Origin of the sequence: Corynebacterium sp., assembly GCF_030532965.1 — a bacterium.
Taxonomy (GTDB): domain Bacteria; phylum Actinomycetota; class Actinomycetes; order Mycobacteriales; family Mycobacteriaceae; genus Corynebacterium.
Genome location: NZ_JAUNKC010000018.1, coordinates 1 through 23,919, shown reverse-complemented (window position 1 = coordinate 23,919; position 23,919 = coordinate 1). Strand labels below are relative to the sequence as shown.

Annotated in this window: 24 protein-coding genes; 11 read left to right on the top strand and 13 right to left on the bottom strand. The window is 54.3% G+C overall.

Annotated elements, in window-relative coordinates:
• Positions 1-155: 155 nt before the first annotated feature.
• From Q4D85_RS09050 to Q4D85_RS09035, 4 genes are read left to right on the top strand one after another with little or no spacing between them, the layout of a single operon-like run.
• Positions 156-782, top strand: a complete 627-nt coding sequence (locus tag Q4D85_RS09050; RefSeq protein ID WP_303199841.1) for an O-methyltransferase — start codon at positions 156-158, stop codon at positions 780-782.
• Positions 783-805: 23 nt separating this feature from the next.
• Positions 806-1,492, top strand: coding sequence for a hypothetical protein (locus Q4D85_RS09045; RefSeq protein WP_303199840.1), 687 nt, complete (start codon positions 806-808; stop codon positions 1,490-1,492).
• Complete coding sequence (locus Q4D85_RS09040) at positions 1,492-2,283, top strand: hypothetical protein (RefSeq protein ID WP_303199838.1); 792 nt, start codon at positions 1,492-1,494, stop codon at positions 2,281-2,283. The genes Q4D85_RS09045 and Q4D85_RS09040 overlap by 1 nt, the downstream gene beginning before the upstream one ends.
• 36 nt (positions 2,284-2,319) lie before the next feature.
• Positions 2,320-3,744: a hypothetical protein gene (locus Q4D85_RS09035; protein ID WP_303199837.1), complete on the top strand. Its 1,425-nt coding sequence runs from the start codon at positions 2,320-2,322 to the stop codon at positions 3,742-3,744.
• A 76-nt stretch (positions 3,745-3,820) separates the two neighbouring features.
• Here the strand turns inward: Q4D85_RS09035 and glgC are convergent, their stop codons facing one another.
• On the bottom strand, positions 3,821-5,047 hold the full coding sequence (glgC, locus tag Q4D85_RS09030) for a glucose-1-phosphate adenylyltransferase (RefSeq protein ID WP_303199835.1): 1,227 nt from the start codon (positions 5,045-5,047) through the stop codon (positions 3,821-3,823).
• Positions 5,048-5,139: 92 nt separating this feature from the next.
• On the opposite strand from glgC, the gene glgA reads away from it, so the two are divergent.
• Positions 5,140-6,312, top strand: coding sequence for a glycogen synthase (gene glgA, locus Q4D85_RS09025; protein WP_303199833.1), 1,173 nt, complete (start codon positions 5,140-5,142; stop codon positions 6,310-6,312).
• Between the two features lie 136 nt (positions 6,313-6,448).
• Entirely contained in the window at positions 6,449-7,900 is a 1,452-nt protein-coding gene (locus Q4D85_RS09020; protein WP_303199831.1) for a GH32 C-terminal domain-containing protein, read from the top strand.
• Here Q4D85_RS09020 and Q4D85_RS09015 read toward each other — a convergent pair.
• From Q4D85_RS09015 to dapE, 9 genes are all read right to left on the bottom strand, one after another.
• The gene (locus tag Q4D85_RS09015; RefSeq protein ID WP_303199829.1) at positions 7,897-8,850 is read right to left on the bottom strand and encodes a serpin family protein; all 954 of its coding nucleotides are present in this window, start codon (positions 8,848-8,850) and stop codon (positions 7,897-7,899) included. The two genes, Q4D85_RS09020 and Q4D85_RS09015, sit on opposite strands and share 4 nt — an antisense overlap.
• Positions 8,847-9,374, bottom strand: coding sequence for an AAA family ATPase (locus Q4D85_RS09010; protein WP_303199826.1), 528 nt, complete (start codon positions 9,372-9,374; stop codon positions 8,847-8,849). Before Q4D85_RS09010 ends, Q4D85_RS09015 begins: the two co-directional genes overlap by 4 nt.
• Positions 9,375-9,382: 8 nt before the next feature.
• Positions 9,383-10,252, bottom strand: coding sequence for a methyltransferase domain-containing protein (locus Q4D85_RS09005; protein ID WP_303199825.1), 870 nt, complete (start codon positions 10,250-10,252; stop codon positions 9,383-9,385).
• Between the two features lie 79 nt (positions 10,253-10,331).
• Positions 10,332-10,502, bottom strand: a complete 171-nt coding sequence (locus Q4D85_RS09000; RefSeq protein ID WP_083987430.1) for a DUF3117 domain-containing protein — start codon at positions 10,500-10,502, stop codon at positions 10,332-10,334.
• Between the two features lie 140 nt (positions 10,503-10,642).
• Positions 10,643-10,984, bottom strand: a complete 342-nt coding sequence (locus Q4D85_RS08995) for a DivIVA domain-containing protein (protein WP_303199824.1) — start codon at positions 10,982-10,984, stop codon at positions 10,643-10,645.
• A gap of 12 nt (positions 10,985-10,996) precedes the next feature.
• Entirely contained in the window at positions 10,997-11,761 is a 765-nt protein-coding gene (locus tag Q4D85_RS08990) for a glucosyl-3-phosphoglycerate synthase (protein WP_303199823.1), read from the bottom strand.
• A complete protein-coding gene (gene folP, locus Q4D85_RS08985) occupies positions 11,758-12,618 on the bottom strand; it encodes a dihydropteroate synthase (protein WP_303199821.1) in 861 nt (286 codons plus the stop codon). Before folP ends, Q4D85_RS08990 begins: the two co-directional genes overlap by 4 nt.
• Positions 12,619-12,621: 3 nt before the next feature.
• Entirely contained in the window at positions 12,622-13,404 is a 783-nt protein-coding gene (locus Q4D85_RS08980) for a TIGR00730 family Rossman fold protein (protein WP_303199820.1), read from the bottom strand.
• Positions 13,405-13,429: 25 nt separating this feature from the next.
• A complete protein-coding gene (dapE, locus tag Q4D85_RS08975; RefSeq protein WP_303199819.1) occupies positions 13,430-14,518 on the bottom strand; it encodes a succinyl-diaminopimelate desuccinylase in 1,089 nt (362 codons plus the stop codon).
• A gap of 271 nt (positions 14,519-14,789) precedes the next feature.
• Here dapE and Q4D85_RS08970 point away from each other — a divergent pair, with 271 nt between their 5' ends.
• The 3 genes from Q4D85_RS08970 (at position 14,790) to Q4D85_RS08960 (ending at position 18,379) form a co-directional block, all read left to right on the top strand.
• A complete protein-coding gene (locus Q4D85_RS08970; RefSeq protein ID WP_303199901.1) occupies positions 14,790-15,701 on the top strand; it encodes a DapH/DapD/GlmU-related protein in 912 nt (303 codons plus the stop codon).
• 134 nt (positions 15,702-15,835) lie between these two features.
• Positions 15,836-17,197 (top strand): amino acid permease, encoded by a 1,362-nt coding sequence (locus Q4D85_RS08965; RefSeq protein WP_303199816.1) that lies wholly within the window; start codon positions 15,836-15,838, stop codon positions 17,195-17,197.
• A 252-nt stretch (positions 17,198-17,449) separates the two neighbouring features.
• Positions 17,450-18,379 (top strand): hypothetical protein, encoded by a 930-nt coding sequence (locus Q4D85_RS08960; protein WP_303199814.1) that lies wholly within the window; start codon positions 17,450-17,452, stop codon positions 18,377-18,379.
• Here the strand turns inward: Q4D85_RS08960 and Q4D85_RS08955 are convergent.
• The 3 genes from Q4D85_RS08955 to Q4D85_RS08945 are packed head-to-tail and all read right to left on the bottom strand — an operon-like array spanning position 18,376 to position 21,874.
• A complete protein-coding gene (locus tag Q4D85_RS08955; RefSeq protein WP_303199811.1) occupies positions 18,376-19,530 on the bottom strand; it encodes a hypothetical protein in 1,155 nt (384 codons plus the stop codon). The two genes, Q4D85_RS08960 and Q4D85_RS08955, sit on opposite strands and share 4 nt — an antisense overlap.
• Positions 19,531-19,539: 9 nt before the next feature.
• Positions 19,540-20,145 (bottom strand): hypothetical protein, encoded by a 606-nt coding sequence (locus Q4D85_RS08950; RefSeq protein ID WP_303199810.1) that lies wholly within the window; start codon positions 20,143-20,145, stop codon positions 19,540-19,542.
• A 40-nt stretch (positions 20,146-20,185) separates the two neighbouring features.
• Entirely contained in the window at positions 20,186-21,874 is a 1,689-nt protein-coding gene (locus Q4D85_RS08945) for a hypothetical protein (protein ID WP_303199809.1), read from the bottom strand.
• A 280-nt stretch (positions 21,875-22,154) separates the two neighbouring features.
• Between Q4D85_RS08945 and dapD the strand changes: the two genes are divergently transcribed.
• Together dapD and Q4D85_RS08935 are read left to right on the top strand one after the other, a co-directional pair.
• The gene (dapD, locus tag Q4D85_RS08940; protein WP_303199808.1) at positions 22,155-23,132 is read left to right on the top strand and encodes a 2,3,4,5-tetrahydropyridine-2,6-dicarboxylate N-succinyltransferase; all 978 of its coding nucleotides are present in this window, start codon (positions 22,155-22,157) and stop codon (positions 23,130-23,132) included.
• A 200-nt stretch (positions 23,133-23,332) separates the two neighbouring features.
• Positions 23,333-23,755 carry a hypothetical protein gene (locus Q4D85_RS08935; protein WP_303199807.1) on the top strand — a complete coding sequence of 141 codons (423 nt, stop codon included), beginning with the start codon at positions 23,333-23,335 and terminating at the stop codon, positions 23,753-23,755.
• The last annotated feature ends 164 nt before the right edge of the window (positions 23,756-23,919 follow it).

The window sequence follows — 23,919 nt, the reverse complement described above, 5'->3', positions numbered from 1 at the left end:
CACCCAAAAGTCTGTGAGTTAACTGTCAACGCTGCGCTGCCGGTACACGCTAGTTAGGCATCGCTACCCGCGCTGCGACTACTATTCCCACCCTAATGTTGTTTCGTGCGCGTCTGGATTCCTTAGGATTTGGTTTGCGGGTTAAACTAGGCTTCGTGACTGCCGAATTACGCGCCTATATCGAAAATACGTCGAGTTCCAGCGTCCATTTGACCGCCGCCCGGGAAGCCGCCGCGGAATTTGGGCTTGTGGTGCCCGATGTCATGACTGGACAATTACTCACCACCCTCGCCGCCAGCTGCCAAGCTCAAGGCGCCATCGCGGTGACCCCCGCCGCAAACGTGGTGGGTTTGTATTTGTTGGCGGGGCTTGCCGATTCCGGCATTCTTACCTGCATCGATCCTGAGCCGGAGCACCAAAAGCTTTCCAAGGAAACGTTCCGCAGCGCAGGTTACAGCCCATCGCGCATCCGGTTTTTGCCCTCCCGACCGCTCGATGTGATGAGTCGGCTCGCCACGGAATCCTACCAGTTGATCTTCGGCGAGGTCTCCCCCATCGACATGCGTGCTTTCGTGAATGCGGCGTTACCGTTGCTCACGCCAGGCGGCTCCGTGATACTCGCTGACACGCTTTTCGACGGCACCTTGTCCGACACTAGCCGCAAAGATCGGGAAACCATCGCCGCCCGGGAAACCGACGAGTATATTCGCTCCCTCGACGACGTCCACGTCACCCGGCTTCCGCTCGGTGCGGGATTGACCATCGTTACCAAAGAAAACTAACTGCAGGAACGGATTCCCCTCAAATGTCTGCGCATACCGAAATTCCCGAATCCGTCACAGCGGCGGATGTCGCCACCATTTTAGGGTGCAGTCCGGAGCAAGCGCAGGGGGCAATCGATCACTGTTGGCGGCTGATTACCTTGGGCACAAGCATCGACACGCTTATCGACGACATCGCCTACGGGACTCGTAATTTCACGGACGCGCCATCCGCCGATCAAGCCGTCGAAGCCGCGAATTATCTGGTTAAGGCGCGTCGGCTTCAGATTGGGCGGCTGCGCGCCACCGGCCAACTTCAACCATCGAGGCTTAGCGCGGCCTTCGATAAACTGCGCGAACAAGACATACTGGCTTTGCAGAATTTCACCTGCTGTGGCACCTGCGCCACGGCGGAAGCCTGGGATATTATGTCCGCGGAGCCGCACTGGCGGGGTTTTGTGTATTTCCATAACCAGGACACCGAAAGCCTTATCGACACCAACCAAACCTATATCGGCTTCGACATTCGCATGGGTAGTTGGTACCCGGAAGCAGAATTAACCACCTTCACCCAATCTGAGCGCCAAGCCGCCTATCGCGATGCCTGCATCAGGCTCGCTAACGAGATTCTGCGGCCAACGTTTAGTGCCTTTAACATCGGCTATACGTGGAATAACAACACAGACACGCGCATGCTGCTGAGCAACTGTGACTATTTCGCGGAGATTTAATGCTGCATTACGAGCTAACCGACGAATCAAAGATCAATTCCCACGGCGTTCGGTTATTCCGTATCCGCGCCACCCGTGATCTTCCCAGGCAGCGAGTAAAAGCGGGTGATCTGGGTGGTTGGTTAGAGCCTCCTAGTGGCCGCAAACCTCGCCTGCGCGATGCCGCTTGGGTGTCTGATGAAGCAGAATTATTTGGCCGTGCTTCCGCAATCGGCCAGGCTCGTATCAAGGATCACGCAACAGTTCATGGAAAGGCAGTAATCAACGGGACGTCCCTGGTCACCGGTACCGCCGCTGTATCTGGGACTGCCGAGATTCGTAATGCCGTTCATGTTGCAGGTGGTCACGTTACTGATAACGTGTGGCTGGCTGGTGACCTGACCATCGGACCAAAAGCACGCATACACGGGTCACTTCGTCTAACCGCCTCAGGGATCATCGATTGCTACCTGAACTCAAACGGATTCGTCTTTAATGTTCCTCACCCAATCGAAATCACCAATGAGCAACACCTCGTCACAATGTCACCAGTAGGAAGCTACGGTAGCACCGTGTCTATCGTCCGCATGAAAAACGGCGAACCCTACATCTGCCACTGGCCCAATAGCTGGGCCGGAAACCCAGAAAAAATGCGAAAAGAAGCAGAAGACATCGTCGACCTCACCTGCGACCGCTACATCGACCACGGCGAAGCAAAATTTTATGGGCACAACACTACCGCTACATCGCCACCTTCGCCGAAACCCTACCCGAAATGTGGAATGCCACAAACAACTAATGTGCCTACTTAAAACTCATTTATGTCGTGTTTTTCTAACGGAGATTTAATGCTGCATTACGAGCTAACCGACGAATCAAAGATCAATTCCCACGGCGTTCGGTTATTCCGTATCCGCGCCACCCGTGATCTTCCCAGGCAGCGAGTCAAAGCGGGCGATCTGGGTGGTTGGCTGGAATCTGCTTATGCACCAGACGGCAGGGCACGCCTTAGCGACGAGGCCTGGGTTTCGTTTGAAGCGGAGCTTTTCGGCAATGCGACCGCAACAGGTAGGGCGCGGATCAAAAGCTACGCCAAAGTGTACGAAAACGCGACAATCAGTGGAAATGCGGTGGTAGTAGGAAGCGCCGAAGTGTGTGGCATGGCTGTGATAACTGATAACGCCGAGATTCGTGAGCAGGCTAAGGTATCAGGTTCCGCCGCTGTATTTGGATCGGCCCTGGTGGGGTGGAACGTTGCAGTAACGGGGACTGCTCGAGTACACGGTGACGGCGTTGTTTCCGATGATGGGCTCATCGTGGGCGATGATGCTGATATTTTCCGCTATGATCACGTGTCCAGTTTCGATACGTCCGTTGCGGAAATATTCCTCGTTCGCACCACCGCTGGTCACCAGATTCAGATGGAATCGTGGACAAGCACCATCGACGAGTTAGCATCGCACCTATCTGGAACCGAAACTGACGATGTCATCGACGAGGTAATCGCCGAATTCCAGTCTGTAATAGTTGGCTGGGAGGTACCCGAAGAGGAAACCACCGTGCCGACTAAGGAATCATCATGTGAGCTAACAACAGAAAGCCGCATATATCGCGGTGAAACCGTTTATCGTATCCGGGCGGTTCGAGATATTCCTGCATTCGGTGTCCGCATGGGTGATAGTGGTGGTTGGGTAACAAGCACGCACCTAGCTGATGGTTCGCCGCGAATCAGCGGAGATTCGTGGCTCGGAGCAGATGCTACCTTGACTGGGGAGGCCAGATTGACAGATTTCGCCCTCGTTGACGGATCGGCGGAAATTGGCGGCACCGTTCTTGTTGCTGGTGGTCACGTTACTGACAACGTACGGCTGGGCGGTGACCTGAGAGTCGGACCAAAGGCGCGAATAGACGGATCACTTCGTCTAACCGCCTCAGGGATCATCAATTGTTACCTGAACTCAAACGGGTTCGTCTTTAATGTTCCACACCCAATCGAAATCACCAATGAGCAACACCTCGTCACCCTATCCCCCGTCGGAAGCTACGGCAGCACCGTGTCTATCGTCCGCATGAAAAACGGCGAACCCTACATCTGCCACTGGCCCAATAGCTGGGCCGGAAACCCAGAAAAAATGCGAAAAGAAGCAGAAGACATCGTCGACCTCACCTGCGACCGCTACATCGACCACGGCGAAGCAAAATTTTTATGGGCACAACACTACCGCCACATCGCCACCTTCGCCGAAACCCTACCCGAAATGTGGGATTGCTAATGCAAAACCGGCTGGGCTAGAGGAATGTACTTCTAGCCCAGCCGGTTACGTGGGAGCCACGGAAACGTCTAGCGGTTTAAACGACGGTGTTCTTGCCTACCACAACCACCCCGCCAGGGCTGATGGCAAAGCGTTCAGCATCCCGTTGATGGTCAACACCGATCAAGGTGCCATCAGACACCACCACGTTTTTATCCAGAATGGCGTGACGCACCACTGCGCCTTTACCAATTCGAACGCCTGGCATCAGCACCGAGCCTTCCACGGTTGCTCCTTCTTCCACCATGACGTCGGTAGACAGCACCGAATTGCGAACCGTAGCGGCGGAAATGATAGACCCTTGAGCCACCATTGAGGATTGCGCGATACCACCTTGAACGAATTTCGCCGGTGGTAATTCACCCAAGTCAGTGGAGCGAATTGGCCATTGCTGGTTATAAAGGTTGAAGATCGGGTGTACCGAAATCAGATCCATGTGGGCTTCGTAGAATGCGTCGATGGTACCCACGTCGCGCCAGTATCCCCGATCCCGGTCGGTAGAGCCCGGTACATGGTTGTTGGAGAAATCGTAGACGTGGGCGTCGCCCTTGGCCACGAAATACGGGATGATATCGCCACCCATATCATGGGTGGAATCAGGATTAACCTCATCAGCTTTGAGTGCCTCCACCAGGTCTTTTGTGGTGAAAACGTAGTTGCCCATGGAGGCGTAGGTCATGTCCGGATCGTCTGGGGTTCCAGGAGGATTTTCTGGCTTTTCCAGGAATTCGGTGATATTTCCCTCGTCGTCAGCCTGCAAGCAACCAAATGCTTTGGCCTCCGAACGTGGAATACGAATACCTGCCACCGATACTGCTTTGCCGGAGGCGATATGCTCTGCGACCATCTGCTCCGGGTCCATCCGGTAGACGTGATCGGCACCAAACACGATCACGTAGTCAGGTTTTTCGTCGTAAATGAGGTTAAGCGATTGCAGGATCGCGTCCGCTGAACCCAAATACCAGTGCTTTCCGAGGCGTTGCTGAGCCGGAACCGAAGCGATGTATTGGGCGGTCGGTCCGGTGAATTGCCAAGATTGGGAAATGTGCCGGTCTAACGAATGCGATTTGTACTGGGTAAGCACACAGATTTTCAAATAACCGGCGTTAACCAGGTTGGAAAGCACGAAATCGATGAGACGATACGTGCCGCCGAAAGGCACCGCTGGCTTTGCGCGATCCTCTGTGAGTGGAAATAAGCGCTTTCCTTCGCCGCCAGCGAGAACGATTGCTAGAACGTTGTTTTGACTCCTCACTCTGCCCAATCTATATGGGTTTTCCGAACTTTGCTTGATGATTGCGGAAATGCGATTAATAACACCAACAATTGTTGCGCAACCGGGCTAAGTTTTAAGTTATGAGAGTTGCAATGATGACCAAAGAGTACCCGCCAGAGATCTACGGTGGCGCGGGAGTTCACGTCACAGAACTCACCCGATACATGCGAAACATCGTGGATGTCGACGTCCACTGCATGGGCGCTGTCCGGGACGAGAAAGACGTTTATGTACATGGCGTGGATGATGCGCTAGCCTCTGCTAATCCTGCAATCCAGACGCTGTCGACGGGGCTACGAATGGCCGAGGCTGCAAAAAACGCCGATGTTGTTCATACCCATACCTGGTACACAGGTTTAGGTGGGCATTTAGCCGGATTGTTACACGGCATCCCCCATGTTGCCACGGCGCATTCCTTGGAGCCGGATCGCCCGTGGAAGCGGGAACAATTAGGTGGCGGATATGAGGTTTCTTCTTGGTCGGAACGAAACGCGATGGAGTACGCGGATGCGGTGATCGCGGTTTCTCAGGGCATGAAGGAAGCTTTGCTTCGTGCCTATCCGCGGGTGGATGCTGACAAAGTTCATGTGGTGCTCAATGGTATTGATACGAAGCTGTGGCAACCGCGCCCCACGTTTGATGCTGCTGAGGATTCAATTCTGCGGGAATTGGGGATAGATCCAGATCGGCCGATCGTGGCTTTCGTGGGTCGTATCACGCGACAGAAAGGCGTGAATCACCTGGTTAAAGCCGCCCGGCATTTTGATGATGGTGTACAGCTCGTGCTGTGTGCGGGGGCGCCCGATACCCCGGAGATCGCGGAGCAGACGGCGTCGTTGGTTGCTGAATTGCAGGCGGAACGTGACGGCATCGTGTGGGTGCAGGAAATGTTGCCGAAGGAGAAGATCCAAGAGATCCTCACCGCTGCGGATTGCTTCGTTTGCCCGTCGATCTATGAACCGTTGGGCATCGTCAATCTGGAGGCTATGGCTTGCGGTACTGCAGTTGTTGCCTCCGACGTAGGTGGGATCCCTGAGGTTGTCGTTGACGGTGAGACAGGAACGTTGGTTCACTACGACGAAACGGACGCAACAAGTTTCGAACGCGATCTCGCTGCAGCGGTCAATGCAATGGTGGCGGATCGGGAACGCGCAAAGAAATTCGGGGTGGCTGGCCGGGATCGTGCCGTCGCGGACTTTTCGTGGGAAACGATCGCACAGCAAACGGTTGATATTTACCGATCGTTGATGTAGTTTTCCCACGTCGGCGACCACCGAAGGTGTGGTTTTTTACGGTGGTCGCCCCCGGCCTTCTGCATGATTTTCAGTTTGCTACTACCCTCGGGGCTGACGTGCTGTTCTCATTTCTGTACAAGGAGAGATCCCCCAGATGACACACCGCCCTGAATTACACGTAACGCCCGGAACTGGAATCTTGGATGCGCCTGCGGGTGCGCTTTTCGACGGCGACAGTTGGCACATCTTCCACCAATTCCGGCCGCGCGACACCGAAGGGGCGCGCTGGGCACACCAATTCGCTGAGGATGAACCCTTTGTCTTTGAAGAATGCGATGACGTGCTTGCCCCCGATGCTGGGGAGGTTGATCTCCGAGCAGGTTCAGTCGTCACGATTGGTGACGATGTCATGTTGTATTTCACGGCAGTCACTGACTCCGGTCGCAGCATTCATGCCGCAAAGATTGGTGACATCGTAGCCACCACTGAGACGGTCAGTGACATTCCGTGGGAAATTGACCCCAATGTGCAGCGGTTGGGCGAAGTCGTGGGTGACCAGGCGGGCTTAAGCAGGTTCCGCTCCCCTTGTGTTGTTCCAGATTGGCAGGATAATTCTGACCGGGAATGTGGACATCAAGATTGGCTCATGCTGGCGGTCACTGGCAGCGCGGAAGACCCAACGCTGGTGATTCTTCGTTCCTGCGATGGCGTGGTGTGGCAATTGGAAGGCCCACTGACTTTCGAAGGTGACACCGGAATTGACGATGCCTGTATCGTCGCGCCCCGGATTATCAGGTTGCGCGATGAGGTTCGAAACGAGCTTTTCGACGTCCTCATCGTCACCATTGAGCACAATGGAGTCGACGTTTCTGGCTACTTGGTGGGTACTCTTTCCGGAACTACTTTCACCGTGGTCGAGCCTTTTAGCCGAATCGATCACGGACATGACTTCACACGACCTCGGAATACCAACCAGTATTGCCGTACCCCAGATCCCACAACATGCTACAACCACGCCCATCTCTTTGGTTTGATGAATGGGGTGGGGCGGCTTGATGACGGACACCAGCATGAAAGTTATCTTCGGGAAGAATGGGCTAATTGTTTGTCGCTGCCTCGCCGGGTGACACTACAGGATGGGGTGTTGTATCAAACGCCCGCATCCGGGTTGATTCACGCCGTCAAAGAATCCGACCACGCAAAGGTTTTCACCATCGTTTTTGAAGCCCCAGCTGGCGAATCGCTCACAGTGGAGCTGATTGATTCCATCGGCCAGGTTGCCGCGACCATCACGCATTTCGGCGACCATCTGGAATTAGATCGCTCCATGAATTCCCATCACTCAGGCGACGCGGTGGCGGTAGCCCCCTTAGGCGAGGGTGATACTGACGCGATCACCATTGTCACCGACGGTTCCACGGTGGAGGTGTTCGCCGATGGCGGTCAGGTCGCATTGGCTAGCCGGGTGTATTTCACCGGGACCTGCGAGGACTTCATCATTCACCACACCAAGGGTGTTGAGGTAGAGCACTACGATGTGATTACCCCAACAATGTCCCTCATGAATGACTATCTTGATGCAATCGATGAAGGAGTAATCCGCTAAGCAGCCGGATTAGCCACGTAACCGATGACCAGCGGATGAAGGCCGCTGGTTTCGGCTATTACCACGTAAAACGGCCGGTCGAAACTGAAACGTTCCACCGGGTCGCGCAGCATGGCGGCAATCGCCACTTCGGTGACTACCCCAGCGACAGTCCCCTCTTCATCCACCCGCAGCATGGCCTGTTGCATTGCCTGATCGACGCGGGCGGTGGGGTCGTCGAAAAGCACGCTGCAATCAGTGGTACTTTCCAGCTCGACCTGAGGTAGACGCAAATCTACGCGTATTTCCTCGGCGGCATTCACTTCCATTACCGCGTGGAGAAGGTCTTCTGCCGACACCGTCTCACAGGTTTGCGGCATGAGGATAAAGGCGGCCAACCCGGCGTCGGTGTAATCTAGCCGAACCGACTGCCACCGTGGAGTTTTCAGCGCCGGGATTAACGCGTAATCGCGCCGCATCATGGGCACGCGAACCACGCTACCGTTAGCGGTAGTGAATTCTTCTGGGAAAGTATCAGCCGCGTGGAATGGGTACTGCCACGTGGCTGCAAACACCACCGCGTTCTGCACGACTTTCTCCACATCCGGGCCGGGTTTTATCGCTGACCGCGTAATCAATCCTGCGGAGGCTTTCTGCACCCACCGGTCTAATTCTTCCTGGGTAATTTCCCCTGCCGTCACCTCAACCTCGGGTGAAGATACACCATCGGGAGCCTTAATCTCAGGTATGTGGAGAATCCTGGTTGCTATTGCCACCACCGGCGTCTCCCCCGGCTGCGTGGTTGGTGTGCCTGACCACCGCCGCCACACAGAAAGGTAATCAATCAGATTGCATTCAGTTTCGATGGCAGCGTGTGCCACCGCCGCCCCGACCGGGCTGACAACGCTATTGTCGCTTTCTGACTGAAGAATCTTGTGTCCTAGTTGGTAAAGGTCAATCGGCGTTTTCATCGCTTCATGATAACCGAATCCAACCAGCGCTGTGTCTCAAAATGGTTTTTAAGCCGAACGACTTTCAGTTGCGGGTACTTATTTATTGTTGTTTTGATAAGGTGTCCCAAGTCGTGTCGGGTTTTAATGGACCACCGAATTACATGATCGGAATCCACAAAAACTCGCCATAGTGGTGGTTCATGGTTTCCTGACCATAATGGTTCACCGGTAAGCCTTCGAAGTATTGTCCGATACATCAATTGCGGGAATACCACCCGCCAATATGGGAAATCAAGCCAAATCAATACGTCGGCATTGGCGGCAAGTAATTCTCGTGCGTGCGGATACTGCCACTCACAGACAAAGCTAGGGCGACGTACCATTTCAGCCACATCTGCCATGAAACTCTCCCGCACTGTCCAATGCGGACCGTGATACAAACTATCGAGCTCTGTGTAGTCAATCCCGGTTAATGCAGCAATCTTTTTACATAAAGTGCTCTTACCAGCGCCGGAAACCCCAGCGACGATGATTTTATTCATCCTGTCAACTATGACCCCTTGCCCAATCTGGTAATCATCGCACGCGCGGTCACAGCCATGGTGGCGGGTAAGGTGGCGATGCGCTCGGCGAGGATATCGGGGTGGATGTGTCGGGCCGATGGGCTCATCCCAATCTGGGTGGCGATGGAGTCTTGGTCTAGCTGCATGACAAACTCGATGGTTTCCGGTTCTGTCACCGGCACCAAATGGCCTGAAGCTTGCTCAAGCATCCGGTCGATTTTGCCCTTTTCCACGTCGATAATTCCTAGCGGTTCCCGCAGCTCCGCCAGATGCCCAGCCTGCGGGGTCATGACGATGACTTCGCCTTCGGGTTTGAGAATCCGGGCAAATTCGGAGGCATTGCGCGGGGCGAAGACCACCGCGATGGCGTCCACGCTTTCGTCTTTAATTGGCAGGCGCGCCCAGGCGTCCGCAACCACTGCACCAACCCGGGGGTGACACTTCGCTAAAATCTTGGCCGCTGGAACCGAGACGTCAATGCCAATTCCGCGCGAATTATGGATGGAGTCGAGAATATGGGACAAGTAATAGCCGGTTCCGGCCCCGATCTCGACGATTGCGGGTTCGGCATCGTCAGGCATGCCGGATTCATCGAAAACCTGGGCAACCGTGGTCGACACCGCCTCGACGAAAGGCGCGAAATGTCCGGAGGATAGGAAGGTCTCCCGCGCTTGGATCATGGAGAGATCGTCACCGCTGTACCGCAGGCCGGCACCGCCAGCGAGGGTGACATAGCCTTGTTTTGCCACATCAAATGAGTGTCCTGATTCGGATACTAACCGGCTGAAACCATCGACCCCGGTTAACGGGGTGCCATCGATGGGGTCGGCGAGAAGGTCGATGATATCGGCAAGCACTGCGGGTTACTCCTTGAAGTTTTACGACATGAAAAAAGGATTCGCCTATAAACATCGACGAACCCAAGGTTCAAGTGGGTTAAGATTCAGCCACCGCGGTGAGCAAGCTGCCAAGCTCGGCGGCTTCCTCTTTATTAAGTTCAATCACCAGTCGTCCCCCGCCATCGGTTGGAATCCGCATGACGATTTTTCGACTTTCGATGACCGCTTCCATTGGACCATTCCCGGTGCGAGGCTTCATAGCAGCCATTTATTCTTCACCATTCCCAACTTGTTTTTGCTTGCCTTCCCACTGAAAGCAAAACACAGCATTACTACATATCTTAACTGTTTTGTCAGTCTTTTGTTTGGTCAGCGAAATGGTGCGCTTAATCACTGTATGTACTCGGGTTAAATATCAGGGAATTCCGCCCGGGTCGGCTCGGCGGCACGGGACGGGCGAAGATGGCTATAACCTGGAGTTTTCGCCCGAAGTTCGTCGATGGTGGCCAGCAAATCAACGATCAAGGCATCAACCTGCTCCGGCTGGTAACCGCGTTTGACGGTATCAAACCGGATCGCCTCCGTATCGCCCGCGGCGACGGCTGCCCGATTATTGGCTATGACATCTGGGGTTGACTCCATTGGCTCCAGTTTTTCTCCGCTGGTAAAAACGTTGGCGAAGATAAAGAAAAACACGATGGCGCATACGATCACCAAGACGAAAAGCACGATCCACGAAACCACAATCATTCTTATCTTCTCCTAACTATCAGTCGGTAGTGACTTTAGTGCAGGACGTTGAAAAACTGAGGATTGGGTATCACACCCGGCGCGTGTAAGGATGGTTGTCGCCACTATGTCGGCCATTGGGCTGAGTTGTTCTAGGGGGCGGTTTCTGTGGCTGCGCACCCCGAGCGGAACTTGGGTGATCGAGTGGGTGCCGTGGGTGTGTGCGACGTCGATAAGCAGTCCGATTTCCACCCCGTAGCCACCGACGAACGGCAGGTCGGACGCGACGCTGCGCCGTATTGCGTATTCGCCGCCGAGTGGTTGGTTGATAACGCTCAATTCCGGGAAGAGTGCACGTAGCAGGGGTTTGGCGCATAATTCGGTGACCCGGCCGCCGCCGGTGGGGGCACCGGCGAAGCTGCGGGAGTAGTCCGCTTTAACCAGGGCGATGTCGGGGTTTGTGTAAGGCGCGGTGAGCTTTTCGACGATCCTGGGCGGCACGTGGTTAAGGTCCGCGTCGATGAATACGATGATCTCTCCGCGTGCCGCAGCGACCCCTCGCCAGAGTGATTCGCCTTTGCCGGGGCGCACGTCGATGGTGGGCAGTATCTCACGCCAGTTATACACGGTTGCGCCTGCAGCTTTGGCACGCTGGGCGGTGTCATCGCGTGAGTCCGCGTCGATAACCAGGATTTCGATGAGGCTCTCGGGGGCATCGGCACGGATGGCGGTGACGACCTCCGCGATGGTTGCTTCTTCGTTCAGCGCCGGGATGACGACGGAGATCGACGAGCTCATGCTAGTCCCCTGGTTGCGACAAGCGGTGGGACGGTTCCGGCGATCGCCGCGGTCATGCGGATAACGTCGACGGTTTCGACTACTTGGTGGGAGCGAAACGCTGCGACGCCGTGCTGGGCGGACCAAGCGGTGGCTGCGAGCGTGCCGGATACTCGCTTGTCGACGGTTCGGTCGAGCGTTTCGCCAATGAAGTCTTTATTGCTTAACGCCATGAGCACCGGCCAGCCGGTGGCCACTATCTCCGAAATTCGCCGGAGCAGGAGCAAGCCGTGGTGGGTGTTTTTGCCAAAGTCGTGGGTGGGATCGATGAAGATTTTGTCTTCGGGGACACCGAAGTTAACGGCACGTTCGGCCTGTTCGGTGGTTTCCTTGATAACGCTTTCTACCACGTCGTCGAAATGCACCCGGTATGGCCTGGTGCGAGGGATCACTCCCCCGGTGTGGGAGCAGACGTACCCGACCTGGTAGTGTCCCGCCACCTGCGCGAGTTCCGGGTCGTGTCCGGCCCAGGTGTCGTTGACCAAACTGGCACCGGCTTTGATTGCCGGTTCGGCGACGTCGGAACGCCAGGTATCCACCGAGATGGCGATATCTGGGTATTTGCGATGTACTGCGGCGATAAGCGGCACCACCCGGTCGATTTCCTCTGCGCTGCTAACAAAGTCGCCTGGGCCTGCTTTAACACCGCCGATATCCACGATTGTCGCGCCTTCCGCGATGACTTTTTCGGCGCGGGCGAGGGCGTCGTCGAAAAGCTGGGTGGCTCCTTTGTCGTAGAAGGAATCAGGGGTGCGGTTGATAATCGCCATGACGACGGCCAACCCGTCGTCGCCGATAAATGCGCTACGAATGGTCATTGTTTACAGTTTGTGATTGCCGTTTTCCCGCATGACGGTGTGCGTGGCGACGATATGGTCGACCGCTTCATCAACCGAATCGGTGACTAAGAAGAGGTCGAGGTCGTTCTCGCCGATCATGCCTTCATCGACCAACCGGTCTTTGAGCCACTGGACCATGGGTTCCCAGAACCTAACGCCGATGAGCACGATGGGGAAATTGGTCACTTTGCCGGTTTGCACCATGCAGAGAACTTCGAAGAGTTCGTCCAAGGTGCCGAAACCACCTGGTAAACAGACGAATGCTTGGGAGTATTTCAGGAACATCGTTTTCCGGGCGAAGAAATACCGGAAGTTGATTCCGATGTCGACGTATTCATTAAGCCCCTGCTCGTGGGGAAGTTCGATCCCTAAGCCCACCGAGAAGCCATCGGCCTCAAATGCGCCTTTGTTTCCGGCTTCCATCAGGCCTGGCCCACCACCGGTGATAACCGCGTAACCCGCCTCGACGAGCTTCTTGCCAGTTTCTTGAGCTAATTCGTAGTAGGGGTGGTCTGGTTTGATGCGTGCTGATCCGAAAACGGTGACTGCGCGTGGTAATTCGCTAAGAGCGTCGAAACCTGAGACGAATTCCGATTGGATGCGAAGCACCCGCCACGGGTCGGCGTGCATCCAATCGTGATCCGCCCCCAGTTCCAGGAGGCGTTGGTCGTAGGTTGATCCGCCGCTTTCGCCGGATTCCCGCACTAAGACCGGTCCGCGTAGGAACCGCTTTTTTACGTCAGAAGGTGTAATTCGAGGAGTCATATTTTATCCAATCAAGTTGCTATTTTTAAGCGGTGAGATACGCCATGAGGGTTTCTGCCACTTCCGTAATCATATAGGTCGGGCATTGTTCGTCCTTCTTGTGACAGAACGACGGGTCGCCCGGCCCGAAGTTCACCGCTGGGATGCCCAATTCGCTAAATCGGGCAACGTCGGTCCAGCCGTATTTCGCCCGAAACGTGCCACCGGTGGCGTCGATAAGCTTAGCGACGGCTTCCTGATCCAGTCCGGGACGCGCCGCAGCTACTGCATCGTCGATGACATAATCAACGCCATCCGGCACGTCCAACACTTCAAGCAGGTGAGTAAGCGCCTCGTCGATGTTGCGGTGTGGAGCGAAGCGGAAATTCACAAATAACCAGGCCTCATCGGGGATGGTATTGGTTGCCACCCCGGACTCGCAATGCACGATGTTTATGCCTTCGTGGTACAGGCACCCATCGACCAATATCTCCTGGGCTTGGTACTGTGCGATGTTTGTTATCACCGGTGCCAACTTATGCATGGCGTTATCCCCAAGCCAGGCTCGCGCCGAGTGGGCTCGCACACCGTGAGCAGTGACCCGCAACCGGATCGAGCCCTGGCACCCAGCCTCAATCACCGCACCGGACGGTTCCCCCAGTAACGCCACGTCGCCTGCTAACCAATCCGGGTGTGCCTCGTGGATCAGCCCGAGCCCGTTGTATTCACTGGCTACTTCTTCGCCTTCGTAGCAGATGAGGGTCAGATCGAATTGCAGCCGGGGATCGTTGGCGAGCGTCGCGAACACGTGGGCATAGACCGCCAAGCCGGACTTCATGTCGACGGTTCCGCACCCGAATAAGGTGTCGTTGCCGTTACTGTCAAGCCCCCGCGTGACTGGGATATTGTCCGCCGTCGGCACCGTGTCAACATGGCCGGCCAGAATCACCCGATGTGAAAATCCCCGATTGGTGCGCGCCACCAACGAATTCTGGTGGCGCAGTACCTCAATATTGGGGATTTCTTTCAGGGCTGTTTCCAACGTATCCGCGATGTCTTTTTCGGCGTGGGAAACAGAATAAATATTCACTAAATCAGCGGTCAGCTCAATCGGGTCAGCATTAAGATTCACCATGTCCTACACCATACCTGCCCACCCGAACACGAACCGGAATGTATATCCGACCGCCATCGCGATAGTTTCTGGTTTCAGCTCAATCCCGCATTCGCGTGGTTATGGGCAAAGGTAATGGCGTGGCCTTTGTTTCAGGTGCATTCATTTCCTGGCTGTGCTCACTCACACCTTTAGCCATCACGACCGCGACGCAGAAGACACCAGATACGTCATTGCAGAATGTGGGCAGCGAAGTAATGGTTTTGCCCGCAGGTTTAGTATCGTTACAACCATGAGCATCATCGGTGCACAGGCAATCGGTATTGCCAACATAGCCAGCAACGGCAGTGTATTGGACACGTGGTTTCCAACGCCAAAGCTATTCAAAAACATCACGTCCCCATCCGGCACGGTGCGACTCGGTGCCCAGGATTTACCGCCGCGATTGCTGAGTATGATCAATCTGGATGAGGATCGGATGGTCGAGCAAGTGGCGGTGCGCACGACGATCCAAGATCTTGATTCCCCACCCACCGATGCTCATGACGTTTACTTGCGGCTGCACTTGCTGTCGCACCGCATGGTGCAGCCATGCCAATTAAATATGGAGCACGCAATCAAAAAACTCTCCATTGTGGTGTGGACGAATAAAGGGCCGTGTTTGCCGGATAACTTTGAGCATATGCGCACCGCTTTGCGCTCCCGGGGCTTAATCCACGTCTACGGCATCGACCCGCTTCCCCGAATGGTCGATTACGTGGTTCCCAGCGGGGTTCAGATTACAGAAGCCGAACGGGTGCGGTTAGGCGCGTATTTAGCACCCGGCACCCGGGTCATGCGGGAAGGTTTTGTCTCCCACAACGCTGGTACTCTTGGGCCCTGCCGGGTGGAGGGCCGCATTTCTTCCGGAACGGTTATCGGCACCGGAGTGGATCTGGGTATTTCCGCCTCCCTCATTTCGGCTAAGCCCAACCCTATGACGATCGGTGACAATTGTTCCTTTGGTGTTTCCTCAACGATCATTGGTTTGAGCTTGGGCGATAACGTCCACGTGGGCCATAACATTGTGCTAGACCCGACGACGTTAATCCGGTTTGCCGATTCCGACACGATCGGCACAGCAAACCAAATTGTTGGTCAATCTCACTGGTCGATTCACATGGAGGCCGATTCCACGGAGCCGGTTGCGCGTAGAATTATTTAGTGGGGTACCCGGTGGGTAAAACCGCTATTTCCCCACCTTAATTCGATAAAACTGTGCTGACGCCCACCACATAATAACCGACTTTATTCCACCCGATGCATAGTTTTGGTGTTAGCCAGGCTAAAGTCATCTTTATGACACAATCAGATCACAGCACGAGCCTGGGCAAAGGGCTTAAAACCCGCCACCTCACCATGATGGGACTCGGCTCCGCAATCGGTGCCGGATTATTCCTCGGCACCGGTGTCGGCATTCAAGCTGCTGGCCCGGCCGTCATCCTCGGCTATATTTTCGCAGGTTTAGTCGTAGTGCTTTTGATGCAGATGCTCGGAGAGCTTGCCGCTGCACGCCCCAATTCGGGCTCCTTCTCCGTTTATGCGGAACAGGCTTTTGGCCATTGGGCCGGTTTTTCCATCGGTTGGCTGTATTGGTTCTTACTAACCATGGTTATGGGTGCCGAGATGACCGGTGCCGCCGCGATTATGGGCCAGTGGTTCGGGGTCGACCCCTGGATTCCTGCCTTCGTCTGTGTGGTGGGTTTTGCCATTGTCAACCTGGCCCAGGTGCGCGGCTTCGGCGAATTTGAATTCTGGTTTGCCTTCGTCAAGGTCGCCGTGATTGTAGCTTTCTTGATTATCGGCGTGCTTTTGGTTTTCGGCCTCTTGCCTGGAACTGAGTTCGTGGGCACCAAAAACTTCCTTGCACACGGGTTTATGCCCAACGGAGTTTCCGGCATTGCGGCCGGTTTGCTCGCGGTGGCTTTCGCATTCGGCGGAATTGAGCTTGTAACCATCGCCGCAGCGGAATCGGAGAATCCAGCCTCGGCCATCGCCACCGCCGTGCGCTCAGTGATCTGGCGCATTTCCCTGTTCTACCTGGGTTCTGTTCTGATCATTATTTTGCTGCTTCCTTACGAGGCCATCGGCGGCGCTAAGACCGCCGCAGAGTCGCCATTCGCCGTTATTTTGGGGATGGCTAATATCCCAGGTGTCGTGGGATTCATGGAGGCAGTTATCGTCCTGGCCCTGTTGTCGGCGTTTAACGCGCAAATTTACGGCACTTCCCGGTTAGTTCATTCTTTAGCGCTGCGCAAAGACGCGCCACAAATTTTCGCGAAAACAAACCACCAGGGCGTGCCCATGAATGCGGTACTTTTGTCCATGTTCTTCGCATTCGCTTCAGTGGGGCTGCAGTTCTGGAACCCACCGGGGCTGCTCACCTTCCTACTCAACGCCGTCGGCGGCTGCTTGATCGTCCTGTGGGTGATGATCGCCGCCAGCTGGATCAAGCTTCATCCGCAGCTGGTACGCAATAATGAGATCACGACTGTGCGCATGGCAGGTCACCCGTGGTCAGCGATTCTCTGCTTGATTCTGTTGGGAATTTTGGTTGCACTGATGCTTTTCGACGCCGGTTCGCGCCCCCAAATCACCGCCGTAGCTGTGGTTTTTGCGGTTACCGTGGGATTGAGTTTCTTCTCCAAAAAGAAGGCTTAAGGTCACCGTTACCTAACTTTTCGCCCGCCAAGGACGCGCAATAACCGCCCTGGCGGGTTTTGTGTCTCATTTCACTTTTTAATTGAGGGCATATCAAGCACACATACTACCGGGCAGAATAATAACGAAACTATATAATAAAAACCCAAGCAAAAGGTTTTGCATACATATCACGGTTCCGAATTTATAACGTTTTGTTATCATCGGGCTTTGTTCACGTAGTCCATTTCAAAAGAAGTCAAAGGAGACATCATGGCTAACGTAACCCGAATTCTCGGAGCCGTGGCATGCACCGCGGCACTTGGCATTGGCCTGGGCGCCAACCCAGCCCTTGCGTACGACGACTACCGTGCAATCAATGCCACACTGAACCAAGATGGAAAATGCGTCTTCACCTGGAGCGCAGCTGACGAAGCCCGCGACCGCGCACTCGTCGCAGAAATTGTGAGAGACGCAAATGAAGATCTGCAAGACTTCCAGCGCGAAAACAACTACCCAGCAGCCGAGTTTGATAAATGGCGGGCGGCCCCGCTGGCAGACGCAGCAGCTGATGCCGCTTTCACTGCCGGAATCAAAGCTCAGCGTCCAAACTTCACGGACGAACAGATTAAAGAGATTTTGACGGTCGCTAACTTCGCCAAGAAACTCAGCGGTCTATCCAATCTGGAAGAACTGCGCACCATCCCATCCATCGCGGGTGGCGCTACCCTGCTGGACGCTGTGAAGGATCAAACCCCTGCCAGCGTGAAGGGCACCTACGATGCCGCCGCCGCACCACTTGCACAGCAGCGGCAATTGGTTGAGTCGAAAGATGATGACGACAATAACGACTACATCGGCTACGCACACGAGCTGTTCGACTTCCGAGTCGATATTCACGAAGATGCCCGTGATCCACTCATTCCAGCTGTGAACCAGTGTGCTGGCCTCAAGCCTGGCCAACAGCCACCAGGGCAGCAACCTCCTAGCCAGCAACCATCGACAACGTCGTCGCCAAGCAGCCAGAAGCCTACAACTTCTACGAGCAGCTCCAAGACCTCCACTCCTAAGATTCCAGGTTCCAATGACGACAGCTCCAGCAGCTCCGAAAAGGGTGGCCTTCTGGAAATGTTGTCTAAGCTGTTCAAGGCGCTAAGCGGAATATTTAATGCGATTCCGGGGCTAAAAGACCTCTTTGACTAATCGGTAGTCCTAGTTTCCGTGTCAGATACCCATCTGACACGGTTTTCTTTTTCTATCGAGCTTTCCAGATTCAAAACCGATTTCAGCACTATGCCTAATCTGTTTTCACCTTGGAATTTTCTGCGCCATTGCGTCCCCATGGGTATGTCTAACCAAATGAAGGTACGCTCTTTCAGATCAATCGCACATGCAAAGCAGTTGTTTTCAGCACTATGCATCACCCCTGAAGTTTCTATGCGCATCACAGTTTCCGAATCCGGTGTGGTAGCAAGGTCGGTAGCGTACACACCAACCCGGTTAAACACCTCCCCCATGCACACATGCCCGCTGAAATGCACCACGGCGTACCGTGCGGACACCGCCTCAGAATCAATGTCTGCATAATGGATACCTATACCCGGCCGGAGATTCTCCTGGATCGTTTTAGCCGGCACTTGGTCGGTGATTTCCTGAAACATGTCATCAAGCAACGTCACATCCATGAAAAAGTCCCAGCCCCACCACAGCCCAAAAATCCGCAGCACCGCCCCTACCCCATCAATCCCTACTGGTGCAGTTAGGCGGGTCGAACCAAGCTTTTCGACGACCACAGTGTCCAGCACCTTCACCAAATCATCAATATTCACATGATCCGGCACCAGTGTTCGGGTTGGAATCCCTTGGGACTCCATACCCCACCCATAGTCTTTCGTTAACACCCACGTCAGCCGGTCGTCGTCAAGCAAAAGCGCATCCCGCGCCTGCATCACGGTTCGCGGATTGGCCTGCCACGCGGCGACCTGCACAGCTCCACGTAGTTTGGCACGCAACTGCCGGTCATCATCAATGAGGAGCACAAGCTGCCGTAGTTTCCGCATCAGTAGCCCTGGGTGCTTTGCCGCAACTGTCAACGCGCCAGCAGCATCCCGGCGCGCGAAAGCCCGATCTATCTGAGCAATCGGTGTCTCCCACTCGCGATTCCCGTGGATCACATCGAGTTGAAACTGGGCCGGCTCCCACCCGCGCACGTCATAGGGATGAACCTTCACCAACACCTGCCGCCAATACCGCTGGTACCGTACCAACAATCCGACATCCCAGTCTTCAACGCAACGAGAGAGAGCAAAAACAATCACCACGCGTAGTCGCCGTGGAATGCTTTCCAACTGCACGCGGAAGTCCTAGGTCCGCAGCCGAGGAGCGTCAACAATAACTCCACGTGGGTGACACGCGGTAAGAATGCAGGTGAGCATCTCCACACTATTTCGGCACTGGTCAAGGGCGACCGTAAGAACATCAGCCTTGTCAATTCCAACGGATGTTAATTCCCAGATCGCCGCAAGCCGGTTGTTGTGGTTACGGAAATTGGTTTGCGCGAATTCTTTGGTGGCGGTTGTGTGTGATTCCGCCGCAGTGCACAACGTCGAAATGATGTCACGCAGAAACCACCGATCCACCAGGTTTGACGGGAACCGTTTCTCCCACATTCTCCGAACCAGCTGCCAATCTAGAGTGCGGCGTGATAGTTGTTGAAAAACCCGATCCTCACACGGTTTGTTCTGGCTCCATTCCTGATACCCGCTCCGCGATTCTTTCACCATGTGTGCCTGTTCAACCAACACGTCTAACTGCGCGGGTGTTAAGAACGTCAACTGCTCACACTCCACACAAAATCCCCAATCGTGAAGTTGCGTGGAAACGCACTCAAGCCGTTCCGTTGGAACGTTTTGGGGCTGATCCTCCCCCACAAAGAATCCGCGGCGAATCATGTGGTGTGTTGTAAACATTGACTTCCTTTTTGGCAGTTCCGCTGGTTGTGATGGCCATTTAGGTTTCGGGCAGCGGATTGATATGTAAAATTGCTTCCAAGAGTCGCTTACTGGAAGCTGCTGGCATCGAAAACTCGTGTGTCCGATGCCCGATCTCTGCGTCAAGCCACAGACAAGCTCCCTTTTCCATATCTATTACAAAAGCTACACATGTGTTAGTCGAACTCGACATCGGGCGTCCGCTGTCTGGTTGCGTATCTAGTGTCCGGCCATGTGGTGCAACTTCCGCAGCTATAAAGTTTGTAATCTGGCCAAGCGGAACATTGGAAAGATTGTGAACTTCGATGAGAATATATCGAATGGTGCGATCATTGTCGGGTGAAAGCTCAATCGCTTCGTGTGACACGCCTGGACGGATCGAAGAAAAGCGTGTTTTCTTCGCATAACTATTAGGAATGCTACTTTTATCGGCGGTGAAGGTGTAAGCAAGCATCTGCATATCCCAGCCTTCCCAATATAAATGCAGCCACAATGACTCACCAGGTGCCGGATCTGGTAGTGGTTCCCACGTTCCGCTCAATGGGGATTGAGCGTGCCAGCTTCCTCTACTATCTAGAATTTTTTCCAATTGGTCGATAATTTCAGAACGAACTCTTGGTGTAGATTCAGCCGTTTCAGCTTTCTGTTCCACCTGAACCATTCGACGCGGGTGGCGACGAAAGGCCAGGGAAATGTCGTCAAGCATAAGCGCAGTCCATGCTTGCGTTAGTGTCCGTGTCCCTGCATGAATTCCCACTTCGCGTACCAGCTGCAACAGATAGGCTGTTTGGGCTGGATCATCGTCGATAATTACTAAGAATTGTCGTAATCTTCGTACTAATAGCCCCGGATGACCTGCTGCAACTGCCAGTGCTCCGGAAATGTCCCGGCGCGCGACCGCCCGATCTAGCTGGCTAACCGGCGACGTCCATTCGCAATTACCATGCACCACATCCAGCTGAAACCGCGCCTGCTCCCACCCCTGTACATCGTAGGGATGCACTTTCGCGAACACCTGCCGCCAGTACCGCTGATACCGCAGCAACAACCCCACATCCCATTCTTGGGTGCACCGCGACACCGACTGCACAATCGCACCCCGTAGTCGACGAGGAACACTCAACATCGACATGTATGGGTACAAGCCCCTGTCGACGGCAAAGGCTGCTAACGGTGCTGGTTGTGCATAACCTAGCAGGATGCAGCTAAGCATTTCGCGGGAATTGCGACACTGTTCCAATCCCGCAGCTATAACCTGCGTTTTATCGGCACCAATTGTAAGCAACGCATGCATCGCGTAAAGGCGATTGTGGTTATTGGAAAATCGAGTCTCGGAGAAAAGCTTTAATGCATCTGTTTTATCGATGGCTGCCGACAACGATGGCGCATCTGGGTGCAGGTTTTTCTGGTCACCGCATAACGCAGCGAGGATTGCTACGACGAATTCGCAGTCCGCGACTGAGTTTTTATACGGCCGCTGCCAACTGTGTTGGACAAGTTCAATACCAATCTGGCGTAATTCCAGTTTTTGACGCACTTGACGTGCTGGTGGCCGCGTTTCGTCCCAAGGCCGAAGGCTCCTATCCACCATTCGTACTTGCTCAACCAACACGTCTAACTGCAAGGGAGTTAAAAAACCCAGCTGATGCAGGTCAACCACGAATCCTGCTTCGAAAAGCTCATCTGCCACCTCTTTTACGCGTTCCATTGGAACGTTTTGGGGCTGATCCTCCCCCACAAAGAATCCGCGGCGAATCATGTGGTGTGATGTCAACACTTCTTAAATCCCCTAGAAAGTTTAAGCGGCGAGGAAAAGCGCAGCCGTAGTGTATGTCAAAGTTGGGTAAATAACGTCTGCTTAGGGCCTCGCCTGGTTTTTGAGAATAACGGACGAATGGAGAAAAATCCACTGGTTTTCTCCGCGTAACGGCGGTTTTGTCAGGTGGTGCTGGGCGCAAAGCCGAAAGAAAATGAGTACACTTTTATCCATGACTTCAGGTTTTGCTACTGGTGTAGCCACAATTCATAATGACGGAACAGTTCTTGATGCTTGGTTCCCCGCTCCCGAATTAAGCTCAGACTCCCTAACCACCGGAACCGAGGTTCTGGCGGCCGCCGAAACCCCCGCTGAGCTTGCTGCTTTGGTGGGCGAAGATGCGGACCGTAATGTTCGCCGGGTTGCTATCCGCACCCAGATTTCTTCCTTGGATGAGACTCCTGTGGACGCCTACGATGCGTATCTGCGACTGCATTTGCTCTCCCACCGGTTGATTCGCCCGCACGGCGCTAATCTGGACGGCATTTTCGGTTTGCTGGCCAATGTGGTGTGGACGAACTTCGGCCCATGCCTGCCAGCGGGTTTCGAATTAACTCGTGCAAAGCTCATGGCACGCGGCCCGGTTGCGGTGTACTCGACCGATAAGTTCCCCCGCATGGTTGATTATGTGATGCCGACGGGCGTTCGCATTGCGGATGCCGACCGGGTGCGGCTCGGCGCGCACCTAGCAGAGGGCACCACTGTGATGCATGAGGGTTTCTGCAATTTCAATGCTGGCACGCTTGGCACGTCGATGGTGGAAGGCCGAATCACCGCTGGTGTTGTCGTGGACGATGGCTCCGATATCGGCGGCGGCGCTTCCATCATGGGTACTTTGTCCGGCGGCGGCAAGCAGGTGATTTCCATCGGCAAGCGCTGCTTATTAGGCGCTAACGCTGGCTGCGGCATTTCCTTGGGTGATGACTGTGTGATTGAGGCTGGTTTGTACGTCACCGCTGGCACCAAGGTTGTGGTGCGGGGTGCGGTGGCTGAGGCACTTTCGCTTGCCGACGGCGATTCGGTCAAAGCCCTCGAACTTTCCGGTGCAAGCAACGTGCTCTACCGTCGCAATTCCATCTCTGGTGCGGTCGAAGCAACCACCTGGAAATCTGAAGCCGTGGAGCTCAACGCGGCACTACACGCTAATTAAGGGCACAATCAACCCACCTAGGATCAGTGTCCGACTGGTTCTAGGTGGGTTTTACATTGAATAAATTCAGGTTTAACCCCGCTCCACCAATTGAAAATTTATTATTTTTTAATAAAATTGTAAGCAGTTTGCCACGCTTAGACCCTGCGTGCCGAATAACCCCTTCTCAAACGTCTGCAATGAAAGGAATGCACACACTCATGAAGAAAATTTTGGCTTCAGCGATCTGCGCAATTACAGTTTTTTCATTATTTTCATTCCCAGCTTCCGCAATGACTGTTGAAAAAGTCGGCGAAGATTGCCGGATAAATCTAACACTTGAAGACGCCAAGGAAACTCGGATCTACGACCCTATATATTTATCACCAAAAGAAGTCGACGAGCTAATCGACTTATACAATAAGAAAACCGACAACTCTGATCAAAGTGAAGAGTACAAACGAGGCGATCGAAAATTCCGAAATGCATTACAAGAATGCAAACAACAGCAAGCATCAAGCTCAACATCCAAATCCAGCACCGGCGCAGTTGCAGGCATTTCCGGACTCCTGGGAGCAGTGATTGGCGCGGTTCTAGCGGTTCTTGCAGTTGTTCCGTTAATGCAAAACTTCTTGAAGATCTGATTACAAGGTTACAATCACTGAACCTAAAACCTTGAAATTTCATCAACCATGTCTAGCAGTGCGTTAAAAGCATCTCGATTTGTGTGTCATCGACAGGTTCAGCCACGGCGTGAAATCACGACGGACTTTATCATCACAGACAGCAGGACCAGGCTTTTTAGGAG